25 protein-coding genes and 1 pseudogene are annotated in these 23,151 nt (G+C 63.8%); 9 read left to right on the top strand and 17 right to left on the bottom strand.

The window, feature by feature from the left end; genetic code table 11:
* Window positions 1-35: 35 nt before the first annotated feature.
* The 3 genes from ABIC50_RS24025 to rimO all read right to left on the bottom strand — a co-directional run bounded on the left by ABIC50_RS24025 (window position 36) and on the right by rimO (window position 3,057).
* Entirely contained in the window at window positions 36-578 is a 543-nt protein-coding gene (locus tag ABIC50_RS24025) for a hypothetical protein (RefSeq protein WP_212085909.1), read from the bottom strand.
* A gap of 187 nt (window positions 579-765) precedes the next feature.
* A complete protein-coding gene (locus tag ABIC50_RS24020; protein WP_354167211.1) occupies window positions 766-1,692 on the bottom strand; it encodes a sugar kinase in 927 nt (308 codons plus the stop codon).
* Between the two features lie 3 nt (window positions 1,693-1,695).
* The gene (gene rimO / locus ABIC50_RS24015; RefSeq protein ID WP_354167209.1) at window positions 1,696-3,057 is read right to left on the bottom strand and encodes a 30S ribosomal protein S12 methylthiotransferase RimO; all 1,362 of its coding nucleotides are present in this window, start codon (window positions 3,055-3,057) and stop codon (window positions 1,696-1,698) included.
* A gap of 615 nt (window positions 3,058-3,672) precedes the next feature.
* Here rimO and ABIC50_RS24010 point away from each other — a divergent pair.
* Window positions 3,673-3,897: a hypothetical protein gene (locus tag ABIC50_RS24010; RefSeq protein ID WP_354167206.1), complete on the top strand. Its 225-nt coding sequence runs from the start codon at window positions 3,673-3,675 to the stop codon at window positions 3,895-3,897.
* Window positions 3,898-4,161: 264 nt separating this feature from the next.
* Here the strand turns inward: ABIC50_RS24010 and ABIC50_RS24005 are convergent, their stop codons facing one another.
* Both ABIC50_RS24005 and ABIC50_RS24000 read right to left on the bottom strand, forming a co-directional pair.
* Complete coding sequence (locus ABIC50_RS24005) at window positions 4,162-4,791, bottom strand: hypothetical protein (protein ID WP_354167204.1); 630 nt, start codon at window positions 4,789-4,791, stop codon at window positions 4,162-4,164.
* A 593-nt stretch (window positions 4,792-5,384) separates the two neighbouring features.
* Window positions 5,385-5,553: pseudogene (locus ABIC50_RS24000) on the bottom strand (SOS response-associated peptidase family protein); the annotation flags it as partial.
* A 79-nt stretch (window positions 5,554-5,632) separates the two neighbouring features.
* Between ABIC50_RS24000 and ABIC50_RS23995 the strand changes: the two are divergent.
* From ABIC50_RS23995 to ABIC50_RS23975, 5 genes are all read left to right on the top strand, one after another.
* On the top strand, window positions 5,633-6,043 hold the full coding sequence (locus ABIC50_RS23995; RefSeq protein ID WP_354167201.1) for a hypothetical protein: 411 nt from the start codon (window positions 5,633-5,635) through the stop codon (window positions 6,041-6,043).
* A complete protein-coding gene (locus ABIC50_RS23990; protein WP_354167199.1) occupies window positions 6,040-6,387 on the top strand; it encodes a hypothetical protein in 348 nt (115 codons plus the stop codon). The genes ABIC50_RS23995 and ABIC50_RS23990 overlap by 4 nt, the downstream gene beginning before the upstream one ends.
* A complete protein-coding gene (locus ABIC50_RS23985; protein WP_354167196.1) occupies window positions 6,384-7,466 on the top strand; it encodes a phage Gp37/Gp68 family protein in 1,083 nt (360 codons plus the stop codon). Before ABIC50_RS23990 ends, ABIC50_RS23985 begins: the two co-directional genes overlap by 4 nt.
* Window positions 7,463-7,747 (top strand): hypothetical protein, encoded by a 285-nt coding sequence (locus tag ABIC50_RS23980; protein WP_354167194.1) that lies wholly within the window; start codon window positions 7,463-7,465, stop codon window positions 7,745-7,747. Before ABIC50_RS23985 ends, ABIC50_RS23980 begins: the two co-directional genes overlap by 4 nt.
* A gap of 111 nt (window positions 7,748-7,858) precedes the next feature.
* Window positions 7,859-8,653, top strand: coding sequence for a TIR domain-containing protein (locus ABIC50_RS23975; RefSeq protein ID WP_354167191.1), 795 nt, complete (start codon window positions 7,859-7,861; stop codon window positions 8,651-8,653).
* A gap of 69 nt (window positions 8,654-8,722) precedes the next feature.
* On the opposite strand, the gene ABIC50_RS23970 is transcribed toward ABIC50_RS23975, so the two are convergent.
* A complete protein-coding gene (locus tag ABIC50_RS23970; RefSeq protein ID WP_354167189.1) occupies window positions 8,723-9,475 on the bottom strand; it encodes an AbiU2 domain-containing protein in 753 nt (250 codons plus the stop codon).
* Window positions 9,476-9,728: 253 nt separating this feature from the next.
* A complete protein-coding gene (locus ABIC50_RS23965) occupies window positions 9,729-9,956 on the bottom strand; it encodes a hypothetical protein (protein WP_354167186.1) in 228 nt (75 codons plus the stop codon).
* Between the two features lie 31 nt (window positions 9,957-9,987).
* Here ABIC50_RS23965 and ABIC50_RS23960 point away from each other — a divergent pair, with 31 nt between their 5' ends.
* Window positions 9,988-10,242 carry a hypothetical protein gene (locus ABIC50_RS23960; RefSeq protein WP_011657003.1) on the top strand — a complete coding sequence of 85 codons (255 nt, stop codon included), beginning with the start codon at window positions 9,988-9,990 and terminating at the stop codon, window positions 10,240-10,242.
* Between the two features lie 829 nt (window positions 10,243-11,071).
* Window positions 11,072-11,347 (top strand): hypothetical protein, encoded by a 276-nt coding sequence (locus tag ABIC50_RS23955; RefSeq protein WP_175699760.1) that lies wholly within the window; start codon window positions 11,072-11,074, stop codon window positions 11,345-11,347.
* A 266-nt stretch (window positions 11,348-11,613) separates the two neighbouring features.
* On the opposite strand, the gene phaR is transcribed toward ABIC50_RS23955, so the two are convergent.
* The 7 genes from phaR to ABIC50_RS23920 form a co-directional block, all read right to left on the bottom strand.
* The gene (gene phaR / locus ABIC50_RS23950; RefSeq protein WP_011657006.1) at window positions 11,614-12,180 is read right to left on the bottom strand and encodes a polyhydroxyalkanoate synthesis repressor PhaR; all 567 of its coding nucleotides are present in this window, start codon (window positions 12,178-12,180) and stop codon (window positions 11,614-11,616) included.
* Between the two features lie 118 nt (window positions 12,181-12,298).
* Complete coding sequence (locus ABIC50_RS23945) at window positions 12,299-13,039, bottom strand: 3-ketoacyl-ACP reductase (RefSeq protein ID WP_011657007.1); 741 nt, start codon at window positions 13,037-13,039, stop codon at window positions 12,299-12,301.
* 119 nt (window positions 13,040-13,158) lie between these two features.
* Window positions 13,159-14,340 carry an acetyl-CoA C-acetyltransferase gene (locus tag ABIC50_RS23940; RefSeq protein ID WP_354167184.1) on the bottom strand — a complete coding sequence of 394 codons (1,182 nt, stop codon included), beginning with the start codon at window positions 14,338-14,340 and terminating at the stop codon, window positions 13,159-13,161.
* Window positions 14,341-14,439: 99 nt separating this feature from the next.
* Window positions 14,440-16,314, bottom strand: coding sequence for a class I poly(R)-hydroxyalkanoic acid synthase (phaC, locus tag ABIC50_RS23935; protein ID WP_011657009.1), 1,875 nt, complete (start codon window positions 16,312-16,314; stop codon window positions 14,440-14,442).
* A gap of 132 nt (window positions 16,315-16,446) precedes the next feature.
* Window positions 16,447-16,584, bottom strand: coding sequence for a hypothetical protein (locus ABIC50_RS23930; protein ID WP_175660663.1), 138 nt, complete (start codon window positions 16,582-16,584; stop codon window positions 16,447-16,449).
* A gap of 95 nt (window positions 16,585-16,679) precedes the next feature.
* On the bottom strand, window positions 16,680-17,519 hold the full coding sequence (pgeF, locus tag ABIC50_RS23925) for a peptidoglycan editing factor PgeF (protein ID WP_175745855.1): 840 nt from the start codon (window positions 17,517-17,519) through the stop codon (window positions 16,680-16,682).
* A 6-nt stretch (window positions 17,520-17,525) separates the two neighbouring features.
* Window positions 17,526-18,743, bottom strand: coding sequence for an RluA family pseudouridine synthase (locus tag ABIC50_RS23920; protein ID WP_175679767.1), 1,218 nt, complete (start codon window positions 18,741-18,743; stop codon window positions 17,526-17,528).
* A 41-nt stretch (window positions 18,744-18,784) separates the two neighbouring features.
* Here ABIC50_RS23920 and ABIC50_RS23915 point away from each other — a divergent pair, with 41 nt between their 5' ends.
* Window positions 18,785-19,609: an outer membrane protein assembly factor BamD gene (locus ABIC50_RS23915; RefSeq protein WP_006755093.1), complete on the top strand. Its 825-nt coding sequence runs from the start codon at window positions 18,785-18,787 to the stop codon at window positions 19,607-19,609.
* A 78-nt stretch (window positions 19,610-19,687) separates the two neighbouring features.
* Here the strand turns inward: ABIC50_RS23915 and yoaA are convergent, their stop codons facing one another.
* From yoaA to ABIC50_RS23900, 3 genes are all read right to left on the bottom strand, one after another.
* The gene (gene yoaA, locus ABIC50_RS23910; RefSeq protein ID WP_354167181.1) at window positions 19,688-21,931 is read right to left on the bottom strand and encodes a DNA repair helicase YoaA; all 2,244 of its coding nucleotides are present in this window, start codon (window positions 21,929-21,931) and stop codon (window positions 19,688-19,690) included.
* A gap of 55 nt (window positions 21,932-21,986) precedes the next feature.
* Window positions 21,987-22,202: a YdcH family protein gene (locus tag ABIC50_RS23905; RefSeq protein ID WP_006755091.1), complete on the bottom strand. Its 216-nt coding sequence runs from the start codon at window positions 22,200-22,202 to the stop codon at window positions 21,987-21,989.
* A 77-nt stretch (window positions 22,203-22,279) separates the two neighbouring features.
* Window positions 22,280-23,032, bottom strand: coding sequence for a hypothetical protein (locus tag ABIC50_RS23900; RefSeq protein WP_011657013.1), 753 nt, complete (start codon window positions 23,030-23,032; stop codon window positions 22,280-22,282).
* Window positions 23,033-23,151: the final 119 nt, after the last annotated feature.

Here is a 23,151-nt window from a genome sequence, read left to right as displayed (position 1 = left end):
GTACAATGCGCGCCGCGCGCACCGAGCCAGCGCGCTCAGTCGTCGGTGCGCAGGTTGACGATGCCGCTGACCGTCTCGATTTCCTGCACGCGGCCGTCGCGTACCTGCAGCGCCGCGCGCTTGCCCGGCGCCGCGCGCAGCACGACCGGTTGCGGATCCGATTCGTCCGAGTTCATCCGGTCGGCCTTCAGCTCGCCCGTCGAATCGAAGCGCCCGATCCACACGCCCGTGATGTTCGTGCCGTCGTTCGATTCCTCGATTTCGAGCGTGTCGCCGTCGCGATCGCCGGCGAGCAGGATCACCTCGCCCGTATCGGTGAACTGGTATTCGCCGTGCACGCCTTCCTCGTCCGTCTTCGGGCCGAGATGCGCGACGATCGGCCGGTCGCCGAGCGTGCCCTCGTAGCGCGGCAGGCGGGCGAATTCCGGGTTCGGACGCAGCGGCCGTACGGGCGCCGCTTCATCCTGCTGCGCGCCCGGCGCGACGGGCTGAGCCGCGACCATGCCAGGCATCGCGACGCCCGCCGCCAGCGCGCCGGCGATTACCAGCGCCCGTTGCCATTCCAGATATCGACCCACCTTGTGTTGCTCCCTTGCTTCAGATTCGCTCGAAAAACCTGGCGATGAGTTGCTCGTCGCCGATGTACATCGTCACGAGCGTATAGCCGCCGCCGATGCAGTACGCGTGCCGCCCGCCCCCGTTCAGGTCGCGCGCCATCCGAAGGTCCGAATGAGCGCAGCGCGTGGCCGGCGTGCGGGATCCGCGTCAGCCCTGCACCAGACGTTCCACCGCATCGCGATGCGGAATCGGCGCGACCGCGCCGTAGCCCGTCGTCGACAGCGCCGCCGCCGCGTTCGCATAACGCGCGGCCGCGAACGGATCGTCGCCGGCGACGATCCGCGCGACGAACGCGCCGCCGAAGCAGTCGCCCGCGCCCGTCGCGTCGACGGCCTCGACCGCGAAGCCCGGCACCACGCGCCGTTCGTTCGGCGTCGCGACATACGCGCCTTCCTTGCCGAGCTTCAGCGCGACGACCCGAGGCCCGTGTTCGAGCATCGCATCGACGATCGCGTCGCGATCGTTCGCGCCCGTGAGCGCCGTGACATCGTCCCAGCTCGGCAGGCAGATGTCCGTCTGGCGCAGCGCCTCGCGCATCACCGCGCGGGCGCGTGGCAGCGGCCACAGCTTCAGGCGCAGGTTCGTGTCGAAGCTGACCTGCGCGCCGTTGCTGCGCGCATGGTCGATCGCCGCGAACGCGGCGTCGCACGCGGCCGCGCTGATCGCGAGGCTGATGCCCGACAGGTGCACGGCCTTCGCCGCGGCCAGCGCGTCGAGCGGCAGGTCGGCCACCGTGTAGCGGCTCGCCGCGGAGCCCGCGCGCAGATAGTCGAACTGGTGGCCGGCGGCGCCGTGCGTGACGAAATACACGCCGGTCGGCGCCGTGCGATCGATCCGCACATAGGTCGTGTCGACGTGTTCCGCCGCCCACATGTCGGTCAGCAAGCGGCCGAACGGATCGTCACCGATCGCCGACACGAAGCCCGTCGACGCGCCCTGGCGCGCCGCGGCGATGCAGAAGTTCGACGTGTCGCCGCCGAAGCCCTGCAGGAACTCCGGACGCCCCGGCTGCGACTGGTTGAATTCGATCATCGCCTCGCCGAGCGCGAGGATCTCCGGAAATGCCGCGGTCATCGCTTAAACCTCGCCCCACAGGTCGTGGCCGTCCGCGCCCGTGATCTTCACCGACACGAAGTCGCCGACCTTGTAGCGCTTCGACGCCTTCGTCGCCGGCTCAACATAGACGACGCCGTCGATCTCAGGCGCATCCGCCGCCGTGCGGCCGATGCCGCCTTCCGCGCTGACTTCGTCGATCAGCACCTTGAGGGTCTTGCCGACCTTGCGCTGGATGCGCTGCGCCGACACTTCCTCGGCGACTTCCATGAAGCGCGCGCGGCGTTCTTCGCGAACGTCGTCCGGCAGCGCGCCGACCAGTTCGTTCGCGCTCGCGCCTTCGACCGGCGAATACGCAAAGCAGCCGACGCGATCGAGTTCCGCCTCGCGGATGAAGTCGAGCAGCGTTTCGAACTGCTCTTCCGTCTCGCCGGGGAAGCCGGCGATGAAGGTGCTGCGGATCGTCAGGTCCGGGCAGATCTCGCGCCACTTCTGCACGCGCTCGAGCACTTTCTCCGCGTTGGCCGGGCGCTTCATGCGCTTCAGCACTTCCGGATGCGCGTGCTGGAACGGCACGTCGAGATACGGCAGCACGTGGCCCTTGAACGGGCCTTCGGCCATCAGCGGAATGACTTCGTCGACACTCGGATACGGGTACACGTAGTGCAGGCGCACCCATGCGCCGTACTGCGCGGCGAGTTCGCCGAGCGCGGCGACCAGATCCGTCATGCGCGTCTTGATCGGCTTGCCGTTCCAGAAGCCCGTGCGGTACTTCACGTCGACGCCGTACGCGCTCGTGTCCTGCGAGATCACGAGCAGTTCCTTCACGCCAGACTTGAACAGGTTCTCCGCCTCGAGCATCACTTCGGCGACCGGACGCGACACGAGATCGCCGCGCATCGACGGGATGATGCAGAACGTGCAGCGGTGGTTGCAGCCTTCGGAGATCTTCAGGTATGCGTAGTGGCGCGGCGTGAGCTTGATGCCGGCGGCCGGCACGAGATCGACGAACGGGTCGTGCGGCTTCGGCAGGTGCGAATGCACGGCCTGCATCACTTCGCCCACCGCGTGCGGGCCGGTGACGGCGAGCACTCTCGGGTGGACTTCCTCGATGAGGTTCGAGCCGCTCGCGCTCGACTTCGCGCCGAGGCAGCCGGTGACGATCACCTTGCCGTTCTCGGTCAGCGCTTCGCCGATCGCATCGAGGCTTTCCTGCACCGCTTCGTCGATGAAACCGCAGGTGTTGACGACGACGAGGTCGGCGCCGTCGTACGTGCCGGAGATTTCATAACCTTCGGCGCGCAGCTGCGTGATGATTTGTTCGGAGTCGACGAGGGCTTTCGGGCACCCGAGCGATACAAAGCCTACTTTGGGGGACTGAGACATCTGGAATGTGGGGGCGTGGCGGCAAAAGCGTGAGTTTACAGCTATTTATGGGCGGCGAGCCAAAATGAGCGGCTGGCGACGGCATGGGCCGCCCGCTCAAATACGCCAAACGGCGGGCAGCCGACCATAAGATGGAGCTTGATGCGGCCCCATCACTTCGGCACGAAGGGCTGTTGGCCTACTGTCAGCGCCACGTCCGGCAAGGCGCGCTCGGCGTGTTCTTGCGCGCAGTCGAGGACGGCTACGTGCCGGCCGGCTCCGTCCTAGTCATTGAGGGTCCGAATCGACTGAGGCGCGCCGAGCCGCTGCAGGCGCAGTTCGCGCAAATCGTAAACGCCGGCCTTACGGTCGTGACGGCAAGCGACGGTCGGGAGTACAACCGCGAGCGTCGCAAAGCGCAACCGGAGCGCGCCACAGACGCGTTGCTCGACGAGGGGAGGCGTCGACCGCCGTGCTGCGGCGTGTTCGTGAGCTCGAAAGCCAGATCGCGAGCGCGCGCGGGGACATCGAATCCTTCGAGCATCACCTCGCCGCATCGGCGTCGAACGATGCGCCGGCCGCTGCGGAGGCGTAGCGTCAACTGGTACAAGGCGTTGAGCAGTTCGACTACAACGGATGGCCCGTCAGCTAGTCGCCGACACGTTCTCACGAATCGTCATCTATCAATCCGGATTCCAGCCTGCCCTCGATCGCGGCACGATCGGCGTCGTCCTTATCGGGAAACATGGCAACACCCGGATGCTGAACGTCGATCGACGTTCAGGCGAATGGCGTGCAGCCGAGGACGTCGCTATCGAGCGGGGTGCTTCTGAATTGCCTGGACCGCTTGGATCAGCGTGAAAAAGGAATCGATCACCAACTCGCCGGCCCGTATTGGCAACCAATCGAGATCGTATAGGCACGTTACGCCGAACACTACGCCACATCGACAAGCTGGCGCTCGTAGCCGAGAAAGAAATGAAGGAAATCGGCACACTCGACTCGTTCGCGGTTGACAAGCTCCCCCGAACGATCAACGTTGCGAGTTTTGACTGACCTACTTCCACTATGCTGGTGGCGGGCTACGCACGCCACCAGGGCTCCGACAATTGACGTGCGCGAAATTTAAGTTGAACTTTGCGCGATGCTTGCCCGCCACGCGCCGCTACCCTTGTCACGATTCATGAGACGCGCACCCGTGACTTTAATGTAGAGTCCCGTGCTGCTAGGAGCGTAGTTGTTAGTGTCCAGAATGCTCGCAAATGGGCCTGCCGTGTTGCCATTTATCGTTCGGTTAAAAGTAGCCACTAAAATTATTGGATTCACGTCGTCTACCTTCGAATCATTGACGCCTGTACCTGGCGGGTTATTAACAAAAATCGACCAGGTGGTGGTAGCATTACTGGCATTACTATTCCCAAACCCACTTGTATCTTCGGCGGTTGCCACAGAGTAGCCAGAATCGCCATCAAAAGTATTATTGAATAATGCCAAATAATATCCATCCGAGACGCTTTTAAGTTTAACCCGATCACCACTACGAACGTAAGTGCCGTCACCAGTGGTCACCAATACCTCAATTTCCCATTGCGTTGGAATGTCATTCCCCTGGTAGCTCTTGTACGTTCCGACCATGTCCTTGGCGAGAGCTGAGGAAATCGTCGACGCAGGACCAACACCGAGGTAGCCGCCTTGGTTAGTTCCGTTATAATCGTTTCCGAGACGGATGATTTGATTATATTGTATAAAAGCCATTTTTCTCTCCAGATTGAAATATAATGACAAGCACAACCATGCCACCAGAACCCCAGGACTTCTATGTAGCACCCTTCCCATATATCAGCGCGACACACAAATCCCGCGCACAACAAATATAGTCACCCCACACTCCAGGGGTCAATTACACTCAATTACACGAAATCAATACAAAGCACGAAACAAAACAACTCGCCATTCGATAATCGCGAATACCCCACATGGCACGCACCGAAAATAGTCGGAAAGCGTGTTGCCGCACGCCCCGCGGCCGCCCTGATTCTTCATCGATTCGCCACGATCACGATGTCCTGTTGATGGAGCCTGACGCGAACGCGTTCGGGTCGATCGGACCGCCGTCACGGTGATATCCAGCGACACTGCGAACTGCGTGATGCGCTCTGCCTGCTTGTCCGCCCGGGGCGACTATCCGAAGAGAACCAATCGCCAGCAATCGCATGTCGCAGAACCTTCTGCGCTACCCCTATCTCATCAGCCGGATACAACTGCAGCACCGCGCGCGGCCTCGACGTTCTTTATGTGCAGCCGACGTCTCCCCCGATTTGAGTAGCGCGCGATTTAGAGTCCAATCACGTCTCGGCGCCGTCCGATCCCTTCCACGTCCGCCAGACGCCGGCGACGCAATATGGCTTGCCAGTCACCGACACCGATCCGGTACCGGACGTGCTTGCCCGTCTCCCAGTTCGGCTCGTAGATCCATGCCGCCGGGATCAAGCAGCGCTGCCCGGCCGGCGCGCCGGGCGTTGCGATACGCCGGCGACGTGGGGGCAGCGGCGCGCTGTGCGAGGAGGTAGCTGCGCCGAAACTGGAATCTGTGCGCATGACGCGTGAGTTCGTGGCCGCGATGATGCGCCACGCGAGTGCCGCCGACGAGGACATCGTACGGGCGGCCGTCGATGCGAAGGTGGAGGCGCTGCGCGCTGATGACGAGAAGCGCATGCAGCGCGAGATCGAGGCGCGAACCAGTGAATTGCGGGCCCTGCGCGAGCAGTTGGCGGACATCGAGCGGATCAGCGGCGTGGAGATTGCCCGGTGGAGCGACAGCGAAGAGATTGGCCAGGCTGGAAAGGCGGTCCTGGCCTCGGATGTGATGGATTCGTTCGGCAGGCTCACGTCGCTCAGGAAGAAAATCGCGTCGATCCTCGAACAGTGCGACGAGGCGCTTGCGATCCTCCCAACGAACGATCCTCGAAGCGACGACGAAGCAGCCGACATCGGGGGTGCCACATGAGCATACACCGCCCCAATCACGACGCAATCCTCTCGACCTTCCTGCCCGGCAAGGTCAACGAAGCAACGGCGGTAGCAGCGAAATTCAAGCTGCGCGCCACGCAACTGAAACCGACGCTCGAAGCACTCGTTGCAAACGGCCGGCTGAAGCGCGGCGTGCGCAAGCACGGGGCGCGAGTCTGTCCCGGCTACGCACTGCCGAGCGGCGCAGAAACTGACGCGCAGACGGCCGGCATCTCGATTGCCGGTCCGAAGTATGTGCACGACTGGAAAACCACTCTCACCGGGTACGACCGCGAGATCCGCTCCCGTGCGGCGCTTTGCATGGCAGCGAGGACACGATGAGCGAGAACAGCAAGATCGAGTGGTGCGACCACACCTTCAACCCGTGGATTGGCTGCACGAAGGTGTCGCCGGCGTGCGACCACTGCTACGCCGAACGCAGCACGCCGGCTCGAGCGCTCGGCGTCGAATGGGGTACGCACGCCGTGCGCTACCGAACGTCGGCCGCGAACTGGCAGAAGCCGCTCGCGTGGAACAACCGACCTTTCTTCGAGTGCCGCGTCTGCGGCTGGCGCGGAAACCGGCCGGCGATGGACGCCGGCGGGCCCGTCTGCCCTAATGCCCAATGCCTGCCGATCGGAGTCGTGCCGGCACGCCCGCGCGTGTTCTGCGCGTCACTCGCTGACGTGTTCGATAACGCCGTCGATCCCGCATGGCGCCAAGACCTGTTCGCGCTGATCGCGCAGACCCCGAATCTCGACTGGCTGCTGCTGACGAAGCGGATCGGCAATGCGCGCGCAATGCTCAACGAAGTTGTCGACGAGATGTCGTGCGGGCTCAACACGTGGGACGAGTTGCCGTGGCCCGGTGTCTGGATCGGTGCGACTGTCGTCAACCAGGCCGAGGCCGACCGCGACATACCGAAGCTGCTCGCGGTGCCCGCGCGTGTGCGATTCCTGTCGATCGAACCGATGTTGGGGCCGATCGACCTGCTGTGGCCCGAGACGCTCTGGCCCGAAGGCCCGGCGCGCTGCTGCAGCGGGCACGAATGCGGATGCGGCGGCCAGGCGATCGATCCGTGGCTGATCTACGGCGTGAACTGGGTCATCGCCGGCGGCGAAAGCAGCCCCGGCGCACGCCCGATGCATCCCAACTGGGCCCGCGACCTGCGCGACCAATGCGCGAGCGCCGGCGTGCCGTTCCTGTTCAAGCAATGGGGCGAATGGCTGCCGGCCGACACGGACGGCGTGAGCTTTGCCGTTTCCGACGACGGAAGCAATCGCGAGCTCGAAGGGCGACTCCGTGCAACGCAGCTCGGCGCGCAGACATTGCTGCGCGTCGGGAAGCACGCCGCCGGACGTCTACTCGACGGCCGCACGCACAACGAATTTCCGCAACACACGAGAGGACCGGAGCAGTGACGAAGAAGAACCAACAGAACAACGCCCGCGCGCCGGCGGCCGACCTGCAGGTCGTGGCGCCGATCTCCAGCACGATCAGCGCGGTCAGCTTTCAGGGGTTGAGCATCACGACGCCGAACGGCGAGCCGGCAACGCTCGCGGTGATCGACATGCAAGGCCGCATCATCGATTCGGGGCCGAACGTGATGCGGGCGGTGTGGGAGGTTGCCATCAGAGCGTACCGAAACTTCCTTATCGGAAACGGGCACCTTCGAGTACTATCAAAGCCTTCCTCGGCATAAAGTCGTCGGCGCTTCGGCGCCGTTTGTCGTTTTCATAGTGTCAATCCTCTCGCTGAGCGGTTCAAAGCCAACCAGTACCGTCAAGAATCTACCGAAAACGGGGAGACCAATATGCAGACCGTCGCAACAGTTATGGCAAAGCTTGCGGGTATCGAAAAAGCACTCTCCGCGGCCTTAGAACTAGAAGGGAATGCCGCACGTGCTCGTCAAGTTCCAATTCGAATTTTTCACCCTCGTAATATCGGCCATCAATTCAAGCAAGCGAGGGAGTTGGTCGATCAGCTCCGGAATCTGCTGCCTGATCTATATGGAGACTTCCAACCTATGGATTCCGAGCCGCACGCCGAGATCGCAGGGACGCCGGCTGATGGTGTGACCCATTGGTACGCCCGAAGCCAGCTTGAACAATTGAAACGAGATCTCGATCAGGTATTCGAAATCCGTGCGAACAGCGAGCTATCTCAACCTACCGACCAAGCAAAGTCAGACAAGAAAACGCAAGTCTTCATCTCACATGGCAGGTCAAACGACTGGCGCGAAGTCCAAGCCTACATAGAGAAGGATATAGAGATCTCGACCATCGAGCTGGCTCAGGAGGCGAATGCCGGACAAACGATCATCGAAAAGCTCGAAAAAAACGCAGCAGAGTGCGATAGCGCGGTGATCGTCATGACTGGAGACGACATTGATAGCGACGGGCTGGCGCGTGCCCGTGAAAATGTGATGCACGAGATTGGATTTTTTCAGGCGAAGTATGGGCGCGCTCGCGTATGCCTGTTGCATGAGGAAGGGGTTAGCATCCCCACAAACTTGTTGGGTGTCGTCTACGTACCATTTCCGAAGGGTAATGTTTCAGCGTCCTTTGGTGTCCTCGCTCGAGAGCTGAAAGCGATGTACAAGCACTGACCCCACCCATTGGAAGACCAGTAAGAAAAAACGGCGCAAAGCGCCGTTTTGCTTTGTGTCGACAAACACTCATTCAAGGTCCGGCGCGCGGAAGTTAGGGTGTCCTTCGGTTCGTTCTCCGCGCACAGATGCCCAGAAAAAACTAGCATGATGGCTATACACGCCTGCACCATCATTTGCTATATCAAATGCACGTGCCAAAACTATACTCAGAAGTAAGCGGATAATTTCTAGTGTGTCTTGATAGAACTGTTCGATTTCTCGTTCAGAGTCGCCCCCAACTGAGGCACTGATCGGCTCACGATCAATCTGGCGATGTGCTAACCATTGATGCCGTAGTGTTGATACACGCTCAAAGACTTCTGCGCTTTCCCCGTCCTTCGCGTACCGGTGGACGAGCTTTACCACCTGATCTCGTTTCGGCTTCAGCGCGTCTCTCATGGCATCCGTGCAGTCGAAGTTGAAGCCCATTCGCTGTGCTCTATTTCGCACGAGTCCTTCAAAAAATGCTTTATTGCGCAACTTCTCCACAATAGCAGCAAGGCGGACTGTGCGACTGTCTTTGTCCCATATCCGCATTAGCGCCATCAACATCTCGCGGCGAAGCGCACTGCGAACTATTTGAAATGTATGGGTTGCGTACGACTGGCCCATTCGCGCGTGCAGTTCCTCATCGAAGGCTGCCGGCCGCCACGATTCATGAAACTGAACAGCGAGCATTGCTTCGTCTTCCGCGGCATTAACTGCCTGACGCATACCGTCCAGCTCCCCGTCAAATTCAGTCGACTGCTTGGACTGGTCACTTTTCTGTTCCGGGGTCATCTTCTGTCGCCTGCTTACTTAGACATGAACGACGAATTTTAAACTGCGACTCCGGGGGAACAGCGGTTTATATTGATTGTCTTACGGGCACCCGAGCGATACGAAGCCTACTTTGGGGGACTGAGACATCTGGAATGTGGGGGCGTGGCGGCAAAAGCTTGAGTTTACAGCTATTTATGGGCGTCGAGCCAAAATGAGCCGCTGGCGACAGCATGGGCCGCCCGCTCGAATACGCGACATGATGGGCGGCGGGTCACGAATCGGGAGTTTGATGCGACCCTTTCATTTCGGGGGAGGGCTGTCGGCCTACCACCAGCGCCACGTCCGGTAAGGCGCGCTCGGCGTGTTCGCATTCGCAGGCATCGGCGCCGGCCGGTCCGGCCTCTCGCTGATGGAGGGCGGCTGCGTCGTCGACACCAGCTTGCGGTCGCGCAACAATCGCCGCGGATTCGCGGCGCTGCCATGCGAAAATCGAAGCCATCGCTCTCTTCCATCCACTCAACGGGGCTCGCATGACCACCCACATCACGATCGAATTCACCGAGCACGCGGCAGAAGCCATCGGTGAGCAAACCAGCACCAGCTTCTCCTACGACCAGGGTGCCCACGTGCCGCAGCCCGGCGATTTCGTCGAGCTCGAAAATTCCCGGCAGACGTTTTTCGTGATCGGCCGCGTGTTTTCGCTCAAGGCCAACTACAGCGCGGTCAAGCTCGTTCTCGATCTACCGCCTTCGGATGGCGAAGACGGATTCGATCCGGCGTCGTGACGCATCCAGTCCCGTGACGAAATCCCAAAAAGTCCACCGAAGCAGGCCCGTACTCGATCCGATGCTCACTTCGGATACGTCGCGGCCGTCAGGCACCGGTTGAACCAGATCGCCTCGTCGCCATCGCCGACCAGCCACAGCGCCGCATCGAGTTGCGACCGGCCGGTTGTCGGCGCAGCCGCGTGACTATCGCTATCGACCGTACCCGAACGCGCGCAGCCTGCGCGCCGCCGTTATCGCGTGCCTCCGCCAGCGCCTCGCAGAACGCCACCGGGCGAAGCTTCCCACCATCGACCGCACTCACCGCGCGGTACTGACAAACCGCACCGGCGACCCAATCCTCGCTCCGGCTGCAGACACGTGCACGATCCTGCACGAGTACCACACCGAAACACGCCTATGAAACGTATGCGCCCGGCGGCACGCTCGTCGATGGCCTTGCGCACTTCGTCGGTGGCGGCTGCCAGCCTCAATACCTAAGGCAATTATTCAAAAAATCGGCCGAGCAAATAAAAATAAATAAAAACACAAACCGCGCCACAACCAAAAATCATAAAAACAACAATAATCGGTAGATTTATTTTACCCCAACCATCATTAACCCCCAGCCTTTGCCGGACCACACAACACACAATTCACCAGAATATTTTAAAACAATCAACAATCCACAAAAACCATTGCCAAATCCGCCACTCCCATTCAACACCCAATTAATCTCCGATATATTTCACGTCGATCAGACATCGGCGCCTGTTCGACCAGCCAATACTGAACCGTGCATTACCTGTATCACAACCCAAGCAATCCACTCATTCACCAAGGAAAGACCATGAAAAAACTCGCGGCCACCCTCGTTTTCGCCATGATGCTTGCCGCATCCTCGTACGCCTCCGCGGAATCGCTTTGCAAGGCAGGGAAGATCGACAAGATCGAAACCGATACGAGCGGCAACCTCCTCGTATCCATCAACGACGGCATTTACTCGTTCAGTGCCAAGGAAGTTTTTCCGATCATCTACTCGGCATTTTCCGAAAATAGAAATCTCTTTATTTACGGAAATAACTGCGCGAACGGATCGGCAGCAAGCCGCTTCGCGATTCGATAAGCCGGCCGAAAATCCGGCCATCGGCATCTTTTACAATCAGCGCTTTATCTGATATTCGGCCGACCGGGCTTTGCCGGTCGGCCTTGTGCGTTTTAATCTGCACTGATGTGCTACGGTACGACAACGCCCATGCACTCGCGGGCAATGCCACCGGGCGGACAATCATTCCGCGACGCGGCCCGTTGCCGTCCCCTACGGGCCGTCCCACACGGGCCGTCCCGCGCGATGCCGGCGCGACACTTTGCGCGTCCACACCGGATCGCCGCTTACTTCTTCTCCGGCTCCGTCGCGCCCGGTTGCTTGAACGGGAACGTGTTGAACATCGACTTCGCCTGGTTCTGCATCTGCTCCTGCATCTGCACGAACATGTTCTTCGACTGCTCGATGTAGCTCGTCATCATCCCTTGCATCATCGGCGCCTGCATGTTCATGAACTGCGACCAGACTTCCGGATTCATCGCGTTGCCTTCGTACAGGTTCTTCGACTGATCCGTCAGCTTGTTCTGGATGTCGATGAACGCCTGGATGTTCTTTTCCAGGTACGTGCCCATCATGCCCTGCATCGCATGACCGTAGAAACGGATGATCTGCGACAGCATCGACGACGAGAACATCGGCACGCCGCCACTCTCCTCCTCGAGGATGATCTGCAGCAGGATGCTGCGCGTCAGGTCTTCGTTGGATTTCGCATCGACGACCTTGAAGTCCTCTTGTTCCAGCACGAGTTGCTTGACGTCGGTCAGCGTGATGTACGTGCTCGTCTCGGTATCGTAGAGCCGGCGGTTCGGGTACTTCTTGATGAGCCGCTCGGCCGTTTTCTTTGTAGTAGTCATGTAACGCCTTTGAGTGCAGCGTAGCGCAAGTGACAAATCCCCGCCGCCCGAATCCGGGAGGCGGGGGCTTTCGGAAACGCCAGGCTGCGCGGCCATCCGGGCCCGGGCAGCCCGACGTTCAGCCCATGTGCAGGCCGCCGTTCAGCGAGAAGTCGGCGCCCGTCGAGAAACCCGATTCATTCGACGCGAGCCACGCGACGATCGAACCGATTTCCTCCGGCGCGCCAAGACGACGCACCGGGATCGTCGCGACGATCTTCTCGAGCACATCCGGACGGATCGCCTTCACCATGTCGGTGCCGATGTAGCCGGGCGAAACGGTGTTGACCGTCACGCCCTTCGTTGCGACTTCCTGCGCGAGCGACATCGTGAAACCGTGGATGCCGGCCTTCGCGGTCGAGTAGTTCGTCTGCCCGAATTGCCCCTTCTGGCCATTCACCGACGAAATGTTGATGATCCGGCCCCAGCCACGCTCGACCATGCCATCGATCACCTGCTTCGTCACGTTGAACAGGCTCGTCAGGTTGGTGTCGATCACCGCCGTCCAGTCTTCGTGCGTCATCTTGCGGAACACGACGTCCCGCGTGATGCCCGCGTTGTTGACCAGCACGTCGATCTCGCCGACTTCGGCCTTGACCTTGTCGAACGCTGCCTTGGTCGAGTCCCAGTCGCCGACGTTGCCTTCCGACGCGATGAAATCGTAGCCGAGCGCCTTCTGGTCCTCGAGCCATTTCACACGGCGCGGCGAGTTCGGGCCGCAACCCGCGACCACCTTGAAGCCGTCTTTCAACAGACGCTGGCAGATGCTGGTGCCGATGCCGCCCATCCCGCCCGTTACGTACGCAATTCGCTGAGACATAAATCTCACTCCATTTTTTGGTTTCGAGACCCGCCGGAGGCCCCTCTGACTTCACGTGGTGCCGGCCGAAGCCGCAATCGTCCGGCGCACGGATTGGTTTGGCGTTGACGGACGACCGGTTACGGACGTTCGACCGCGAGTGCGACACCCATCCCGCCGCCGATGCACAGCGACGCCAGACCGCGCTTCGCGTCGCGCTTGACCATCTCGTGCAGCAGCGTCACCAGGATCCGGCAGCCCGACGCGCCGATCGGGTGACCGATCGCGATCGCCCCGCCGTTCACGTTCACCTTCGACGTGTCCCAGCCCATCTGCTTGTGCACCGCCAGCGCCTGCGCCGCGAATGCCTCGTTGATTTCCATCAGGTCCAGGTCGCCCGGCGTCCAGCCCGCACGCTCCAGCGCGCGACGCGATGCCGGCACCGGGCCCATGCCCATCACGCTCGGATCCACGCCCGCGTTCGCGTACGCCTTGATCCGCGCCAGCGGCGTCAGGCCCAGCGCCGCCGCCTTCTGCGCCGACATCACCAGTACCGCCGCCGCGCCGTCGTTCAGCCCCGACGCGTTCGCCGCCGTCACCGTGCCGTCCTTCGCGAACGCCGGCTTCAGGCCCGCCAGCGATTCCGCCGTCACGCCGTGACGCACGAACTCGTCGGTCGCGAACTGCAGCGGCTCGCCCTTGCGCTGCGGAATCGACACCGGCACGATCTCGTCGTTGAAGCGGCCGGCCTTCTGCGCGGCTTCCGCCTTGTTCTGCGACAGCGCCGCGAACGCGTCCTGCTCTTCGCGCGTGATCCCGTATTCCTTCGCGACGTTCTCCGCCGTGATGCCCATGTGGTACTGGTTGTACACGTCCCACAGGCCGTCGACGATCATCGTGTCGACCAGCTTCGCGTCGCCCATCCGGAACCCGTCGCGCGAGCCCGGCAGCACGTGCGGCGCCGCGCTCATGTTTTCCTGGCCGCCCGCGATCACGATCTCCGCGTCGCCCGCCGCGATCGCGTTCGCCGCCAGCATCACGGCCTTCAGGCCCGAGCCGCACACCTTGTTGATCGTCATGCCCGGCACCGCGCTCGGCAGGCCGGCCTTGATCAGCGACTGACGCGCCGGGTTCTGCCCCGAACCTGCCGCCAGCACCTGGCCCATGATCACTTCGCTCACCTGCTCGGGCTTCACGCCCGAGCGCTCCAGCACCGCGCGAATCACCGTCGCGCCCAGTTCCGGTGCCGCGATCTTCGCGAGCGAGCCGCCGAATTTGCCGACCGCGGTCCGCGCGGCCGATACGATCACTACGTCCGTCATTTCCCTTTCCTCCAGGCCCGCACGACACGGCGCATCGTTACCGGCCCTGTTAAAAAAACTGCGGTGCACCGGACAGCGTGCGCTGCCGTCCGGCTTTCGTCAATCGCGCTGCAACACGTAACGGCCCGGCGCCGGCTCGATCACCGGGAACTGCGCGGAACCGGGCTGGGCAGGCGGCGCCACCTTGCGGCCGCCGTACTGATCGAGCCACTCGACCCAGGTCGTCCACCAGCTGCCCGGCTGCTCGGTCGCGCCGGCCAGCCAGTCGTCCGCGGATTCGGGCAGGTCGCCTTCGTTGACCCAGAAGCTGCGCTTCTTCTTCGCCGGCGGATTGATCACGCCCGCGATGTGACCCGACGCGCCGAGCACGAACTTCAGCGGCCCCGTCAGGATCGACGTCGACGCGTAGGCCGTCTGCCACGGCACGATGTGATCCTCGCGCGACCCGTAGATGAAGGTCGGCACGTCGATGCGCGACAGGTCGACGGATTCGCCGCACACGGTCAGCGCGCCCGGCACGCGGAGCTTGTTCTCGAGATAGGTATTGCGCAGGTACCACGCGTACATCGGACCGGGCAGGCTCGTCGAGTCGCTGTTCCAGTACAGCAGGTCGAACGGCGCGGGCGTGCGGCCCTTCAGGTAGTTGTCGACGACGTAGTTCCACACGAGGTCGTTCGGCCGCAGGAACGAGAACGTGTTCGCGAACTCGACGCCGCGCATCAGCCCCGGCGCCGTGCCGTTCTTGCCGCCGATGGTCTGCTCGCGCATCTGCACGTGCGCCTCGTCGACGAACACGTCGAGGATGCCGGTGTCGGTGAAGTCGAGCATCGCGGTCAGCAGCGTCATCGACGCGGCCGGATGTTCGCCGCGCGCGGCGAGCACCGCCAGCGCGGTCGCGAGCATCGTGCCGCCGACGCAGAAGCCGAGCGTGTTGATCTGCTCGCGGCCGCTGACCTGCTGCACCGCGTCGATCGCGGCGAGCAGCCCTTCGTTCATGTAGTCGTCCCACGTCTTGTGCGCGACCGATGCATCGGCATTGCGCCACGACACGAGGAACACCTGATGGCCGCTCGACAGCGCATGCGCGACGAGCGAATTCTCGGGCTGCAGGTCGAGGATGTAGAACTTGTTGATGCACGGCGGCACGATCAGCAGCGGCCGCTCGAACACCTTGTCCGTCTTCGGCGAGTACTGGATCAGCTGGATCAGGTCGTTCTCGTAGACGACCGCGCCTTCGGTGCACCCGAGGTTCTTGCCGACGACGAATTGCGATTCGTCGGTCTGCGAAATCTTGCCGCGCTGCATGTCGCCGAGCAGGTTCATCATCCCCTGCCGCAGGCTTTCGCCCTGCGTCTCGAGGATCGACTTCTGGGCATCGGGATTGAGCGCGAGGAAGTTGCTCGGCGCGGCGGCGGCCGTCCATTGCTGGACGGAGAAACGAATGCGTTCGCGCGTCTTCGGATCGGTCTCGAGCGCGTCGGCCAGTTCCTGCAGGTAGCGCGCGTTGAGCAGATACCACGCCGCCGCGAACGCATGCGCGGGCGAGGCCTTCCACGCATCCGAGCTGAAGCGGCGGTCCTTCAGCTCGGGCGACTCGAGCTTCGCGGCGGCCGCCTGCTGCATCAGCGTCACGCAGTCGCGCGCATAGTCGGCCTGCAACTTCTGGAGCCGTTCGGGCGAGATCGCGGCCGCCGGCAGCTTCAGCCCCGCGAACGGAGACGCCATGCCGCCGAAGCTGCTCAGATCGGGCATCGACGGCATCTGGAACGGAAGCGATGTCGGGAACTGGAATGCGGCGAACGGGTTCGCGGTGGTCGCGGCCGTGGCGGCGCGTGCCGGATCAGCGAAACCACGCCAGGCATTCAGCCATGCCTCGAACATCTGCTGCATCGGCTGGACCGCCTGGCCGAATCCGGCGCTGCCTGCGGAAGTGCCCGCCTGAGCGGACGTCGACGAATTTTTCGATGCTGTCATTACCTGCCTTACCGGTGATTCGTGAGCGTCAATCGTGAAATCCTGCTCGCGCGCGGCGTGCCGGCTGCGAGCCGGGCCGTCATGCTCTGGAGAGGCGTCTCCAGATTCTGCCGCAGTGCGGTATTTTTATCATTATCGTTTTCCCCATGTGAAGGCCTGGGTCAAACCACTGAACGTTTCTGCCCGGAGATAATCCACGCGCAACAGGCGGGACAAGGCTTCCGGCGAACCCTCAAATATTTTGGTTGACTTGACTTCGGGATTATTCATTCGGTTGTCCATGCAACGCCGCATTGCTGCGTCAATATCGAGATAAACCGATTTTGCAGTGCAATAAACCGCGCGCGCAAGCGCGCGATCCGTCGTCAATCGGCCAGCCAGATCGCCGCCGCCATGCGGCCGGTCACGCGGTCGCGCCGATATGAATAGAAGCGCGTGCGTTCGGTGACCGTGCAGGCGGACCGGCCGCTCACGTGCGCAACACCCGCACGCGCGAGGCGCAGGCGGGCGAGCGCATGGAGATCGGCGAGGAACTTGCCGGGCGCGCCGTCGATCGCGACGAACGCTTGCCGCGTCCCATCATGCTCCGACTGCGCAGCCGTGTCGAGAAACGCGTCGCGCACGTCGGCGCCGACTTCGAACGCCTGCGGGCCGATCGCGGGCCCGAGGTACGCATGGACTTCATCCGCCGCGCCGCCGGCGAGCGCCGCGACACGGGCCGCGGTCTGTTCGATGATGCCGGCCGCGAGCCCGCGCCAGCCCGCGTGCGCGGCACCGACCGCCCGGCCCTGCGCGTCGCACAGCAGCACCGGCAGGCAATCCGCGACCATCACGACGCAGACCGCGCCCGCGCGGTCCGTCACGCTCGCGTCGGCCTGCACGGGCGCCGCGGCACCCGGCGCGGCGTCGATCACCTCGTCCGCGCGCACGATCCGCGCGCCGTGAACCTGCTCGAGCCACGCCGCGCGGGACTGGCCGGCCAGCGCGAGCAAGCGCGCGCGATTCGCGGCGACATGGGCCGGATCGTCACCGGTATGCAAGCCGAGATTCATCCCGCCCGGCAACGCGGCGCCGTCCCGCCAGCGCCCGTACGGCCCTTCGCTCACACCGCCGTCGCGCGTCGTGATCAGCGCGCGAACGCGTGGTGACACCTGCCAGTCGGGCTGTACGCAGTCCTGCCACGTCAACGGCGCCAGGTTCGTCATCGGCACTCACTCCTCCTCGTCGTCGTCCGGATCCGACTCGTCGTCGTAATCCTGATATTCGCCGGCGAAATCGTCATCGTCGTAGACGCCTTCGTCATCGTCGAATTCCTCGCTGGCCTGCCCGAAACCGAGCGCCGCGATGAGCGCGTTCATGTCGTCCGGCAACGGGCAGCGCCACTGCATCGTCTTGCCCGTGAGCGGATGCACGAGGCCGAGCCGCCACGCGTGCAGCGCCTGCCGCGCGAACCCGTCCGGCAGCGGCGCGACCGAGCGCTTGCCGCGCGCGCGCCCGTACACCGGATCGCCGAGCAGCGGATGCCCGACATGCGCGCAGTGCACGCGGATCTGGTGCGTGCGGCCGGTTTCGAGGTCGCACTGGATCGCGGACACCGGCTGACGTTGCCACAGGCATGTGTCAACCGTACGGAAATGCGTGCGCGCGGGCTTGCCCGACGCCCCGGTGACGACGGCCATGCGCGTGCGCTCGCGCGGATCGCGGCCGATCGGCGCGTCGATCGTGCCGTCTTCGGGCATCGTGCCCCACACGAGCGCGAAATAGCGGCGCTTCACCGTGCGCGCCTGCAACTGGCGCACGAGGTCGGTCTGCGCGGCAAGCGTGCGCGCGACCACCATCAGACCGGACGTTTCCTTGTCGAGCCGGTGCACGATCCCGGCGCGCGGCAGGCCGGCCGCGGCGTCGCCGTAGCGATGCAGCAGCCCGTTGAGGATCGTGCCGCTCCAGTTGCCGGCGGCGGGATGGACGACGACGCCGGCCGGCTTGTTGATGACGAGGAGCGCGTCGTCCTCGTAGATCACGTCGAGCGGCACCGGCTCCGGCGTGAACGCCAGCTGCTCCGGCAGCAGGTCGGGCACGAGCTCGATCCTGGCGCCGAGCGGCACCGGCTGGCGGATCTTCGCCGGCGCGCCGTCGATCAGCACGCGCTGCGCCTCGATCCAGCTCTGCAGGCGGCTGCGGGAGAATTCGGGGAACAGCTGGGCAAGCGCCTTGTCGAGGCGTTCGCCTGCGAGCGACAGCGGCACTTCGACGACGCGCGGCGTCTCATCGGCCGCCACGGACGGCACGACAGGCGGTTGCATCGCGCCTGCGGCCAGGCCGTCATCGGGAGAATCCCCCGATGCGGCGTCGGCGGGCCGATCGCTTGGGCTATAATCTTCGCGATTTGACTTGCCCCGCGGGGCATTCTGCGAACTTGAACGGGTCATTTAGACTGGGTCACCGAGACTTGAAGCTAGGACATGCGAGCATGATGAATTCGACCAAACGTACGGCCAAAACCGTCGCCGCCCGAGCTGCGGCGGTAGCGGCCGCGGCCCTCATCGCCGGCTGCCACGGCTTACCGCAGAAGCAGGACGAGACGGCTACCTGGTCGAACAACAAATTATACTCAGAGGCCCAGGATGCACTGTCCGGCGGCGACTGGGGCAAGTGCGCGAAATATTTCGAATCGCTGCAAGGCCGCGATCCGTTCGGTCATTTCGCGCAACAGGCGCAGATCAACGTCGCGTACTGCAACTGGAAGGACAACGAAGCGGCAGCCGCCGACCAGGCCGTCGACCGCTTCATCCAGTTGCACCCGGATCACCCGGATATCCCGTACGCGTACTACCTGAAGGGGATGATCCACTTCAACGACGATCTCGGCCTGTTCGGCCGCTTCTCCGGCCAGGACATGAGCGAGCGCGATCCGCAGGCACTGCGCGAATCGTACGATGCGTTCAAGGTCGTCGTCGACCGCTACCCGAAGAGCAAGTATGCGCCCGACGCCGCGGCGCGGATGCGCTACATCGTCAACGCGCTCGCGTCGCACGAAGTCCACGCGGCCGACTACTACTATCGGCGCGGCGCCTACGTCGCGGCAATCAACCGCGCGCAGCTCGCGATCAAGGACTACAAGGGCGCGCCGGCGATCGAGGACGCGCTGCACATCATGATCCTGTCGTATGGCAAGCTGAACCAGCCGCAACTCGCGGAAGACACGAAGCGCGTGCTCGCGGGCACCTTCCCGGACAGCCCGTACATCACCGGCCATTCGCGCCCCGGCACGAAGAAGTCGTGGTGGCAGTTCTGAGCGACGCTCGCCGCACAAAAAAACCCGGCCATCGAGCCGGGTTTTTTATTGGCGCCGCCCGTAGCGGGCGGCGGAGCGTCACGCGCGTTTTTTCGCGCGATGTTCGTCGAAGAAGTCCTGCACGACCGCGATCTCGCGCGTGCGCTTGAACGGCGGCAGGCTCTGCCAGATCCGGCGACCGTACGGCTTGTCGACCAGCCGCGTGTCGCAGATCATCAGCACGCCGCGATCGGTCTCCGCGCGAATCAGGCGGCCCGCGCCCTGCTTCAGCGTGATCACGGCCTGCGGCAACTGGTGAACCGCGAACGGGCTCAAGCCTTTCTTCGTTAGCGCATCGAGTCGCGCGGCGAGCACCGGATCGTCGGGCGGCGCGAACGGCAGCTTGTCGATCACGACGAGCGACAGCGCGTCGCCGCGCACGTCGACACCTTCCCAGAAGCTCTGGCTGCCGACGAGGATAGCATTGCCGTACGAACGGAAGCGGTCGAGCAGCTCGGTGCGGCTGGCATCGCCCTGCACCAGCAGCGGCGTGTTCCAGCCGCGCGACTCGATCACGTCGCGCAGCTTCGACGCGATCCGGTCGACCGCGCGCAGCGTCGTGCACAGCATGAAGACGCCGCCGCCCGACGCCTCGATCGCCGGCAGCGCGGCATCGAATACGGCGTCGGTAAACGCCGGCGACGACGGCTGCGGCAGGTTGCGCGGCACGTACAGCAGGCCCTGCGTCTGATAGTCGAACGGGCTCGCGAGCGTCATCGAGCGCCGCGAGCTGAGGCCCATCTGGGCCGCGTAGTGCGTGAAGTCGCCGCGCACCGACAGCGTCGCCGACGTGAAGACCCACGCGCGCGGCACGCCGGCGCGCTGCTTCGCGAAGATCGGCGCGACCGACAACGGCGTCTCGTGCAGCTGGACGGTATGCGCGAACACTTCGACCCAGCGCACCTTCTCGTTCGGGTCGTCGGCACCCGCCTTGTCGCCGGCTGCCGCGGCATCGGCCTGCGCGGCCGCTTGCGCCGCGCCGGGCGCGACCCAGCCCGCGAGCAGGTCCTGCAGCTCGCGCGCGCGCCGCAGGCACGCACCGAGCGATTCCGCCCGCTCGGCCTGGCTCGCGAGCGCCGATGCGAGCGCATCGAGCGCCGCCTCGAGCGCGTCGAGCGCGCCGAACATCGGGTGATCGTCGCCCAGTTGCGCGAGCGACATGCGCACGATCTGGTCATTCGCGAACGCGAGGCGCAGGTCGCGCGCCGCGCGCTCGAGATCGCCGCCGAGCTTCACCCACTCGACCGCATCGCGCGCATGGCTCAGGCCTTCGGCGACCGTGTCGCGTGCGAGTTCGAGGATCTGCGTGGTCGACAGCGTCTCGCCGAAGAACAGCGTCGCCGTCTCCGGCAGCTGGTGCGCTTCGTCGAAGATCACCGTGTTCGCGTTCGGCAGCAGCTCGGCCATCCCGGTGTCGCGCAGCATGATGTCCGCGAAGAACAGGTGATGGTTGACGACGACGACGTCGGCCTGCTGCGCCTCGCGCCGCGCCTGCATCACGAAGCACTCCTTGTAATGCGGGCACTCCTGGCCGAGGCAGTTGTCGCGCGTCGACGTGACCATCGACCATACGGGCGCCGTCTCCGGCACGCTCGCGAGCTCGGCCTTGTCGCCGCTTTTCGTGATCTTCGCGAACCGGACGATTTCCTGCAGGTAGGCGGTGTCCTGTCGCGATGGCAGGCGGCCGTTGTCGGCCGTGCGCTGCAGATAGTAATGGCACAGGTAGTTCGAGCGGCCCTTGAGCATCGCGACCGTCACCGGCACCGCGAGCGCGTTGCGCACGGTCGGGATGTCGCGCTGGAACAGCTGGTCCTGCAGGTGCTTCGTGCCGGTCGACACGATCACCTTGCCGCCCCACAGCATCGCGGGCACCAGGTATGCATAGGTCTTGCCGGTACCGGTGCCGGCCTCGACGATCAGCGTGTTGTCGCCGGCGTCGCTGTCGGTGTCGGCCGCCGCAGCGTCCGCCGCGGATTCGGCTGCCTTGTCGCCTTCGCCGAGGCGGCGCGCGGGCCGCTTGCGGGTTTCGAAGATTTCCGGTTCGGGCAGACGGCGCGCGGACGCCTCCATCGCGGACGCGACCGCGCGCGCCATCTCGATCTGCGACTGACGCGGATGATAGCCGTCGAGCGCGCGCGCAAGCAGTCCGCCTTCACCGAAGATCGTGTCGAGTTCGTCGACGCGCTTGCGGCTCAGCTCGAACGTGCCTTCGGGCGCACGAACGCGCCCGGCAGACGACGCGTCAGGCCGGGCATCGGGGTTGGCTTCAAGCGGTGAATTCAAGGCAAGCGTTCCTGTGTCCAGCGCCGAGGCGGCGCCGGCGCTTGCCAGGCCGCGCTCAGGCGCGCTTATCCGGTTCCAGCTGCGATTGCAGCAAAATGATTTTGTCCTTGGCTGCCAGCTTTTCCTTCTTCAGCCGGTGCAGCGTAATGTCGTCGATGTCGGAGTGTCCTTCCTTCAGCTCGATCTCTCGAGCGAGCTGCTGGTGCTGCTCCTGCAATGCTGCCAAACGGTTGTGCAATTCCTGCTGCTGTTCCGTGGGACGGTTTTGCATATGCGCCTCCTCATCGAAGCAGCGCGCCGACTGGCGTGCCGGCACGCATGAGACTGAGTCCGGATCAATCCAATACGTTACTGCCCCTGCTGTTGCTGCTGCTTGGCCTTTTGGGCCGCTTCCTGCTGACGCCGCTCGACATCGGCCTTGTGCTGCGCGGCTTCCTTCTGCTTCTGCTCGTAGCGCGTGGCGTTGTCCGCCCGCTCCTGCGCCTTCTGCGCGGCCTGCTGGTGCGCCTGGTCGAGCTTGCGCTGGAAGTCGGCCTGCTTCTGGTCGTAGGCCTGCTTGCTCGCGGCATGCTGCGGCGCTTCCGCGCCGCGCTGCGCCCGCTTCAGTGCATTCTGCTCCTGCTTGTCGCGGAACGCAGCCGCGTTGGCCGCGTCGTTCGCCGCGCGCTGCGGCGCTTCCGCCGCATTCTGCGCCTGCTTCAGCGCCTGCTGCTGGTCGCGCTGCTGCGCCCGCACCGCACGCTGCTCGTCGTCGAGCGCGAGCTGCTCCTGGCGGATGCTCGCCCGCTCCTCGCGCATCCGGTCGCGCGCATTGCCGAGACAGTGATTGACGAAGAACTTGCTGTAGCAATCGTGCTCCGCCACCGCATAACGATAATCGTTTTCCGCGGAACGTTGATTGAGCACTTTTTGACGGGCGTCAAAATCCTGCGTGGCGGAGGCTGCGACGGGCACGGCGGCAGCGGCGTCAGGCGCGCTTGCGCCCGATGCCTGTGCGTACGCGACGGTGGACCCGGCGGACAAAGCCGCGGCAAGCGCTGCGCCGAGCGCGACGAGAGAAATGCGGGAAGTTGGCAACGTCGTAGGAAAGCTGCGGGACATGTGTCAAATTCTATCACCCCCGGCTGGACGCTCCGCCATTTATGGCAAAATGCCCCGCTTCACCCACCCGCGGCATCTGGTCCGGCGGGCCCGACTCGCAGCCCGCCGCGCGCGGTCTG

This window comes from Burkholderia sp. 567, assembly GCF_040545115.1.
Classification (GTDB): Bacteria; Pseudomonadota; Gammaproteobacteria; order Burkholderiales; family Burkholderiaceae; genus Burkholderia; species Burkholderia ambifaria.
This window is presented reverse-complemented; position numbering and strand designations above follow the sequence as displayed.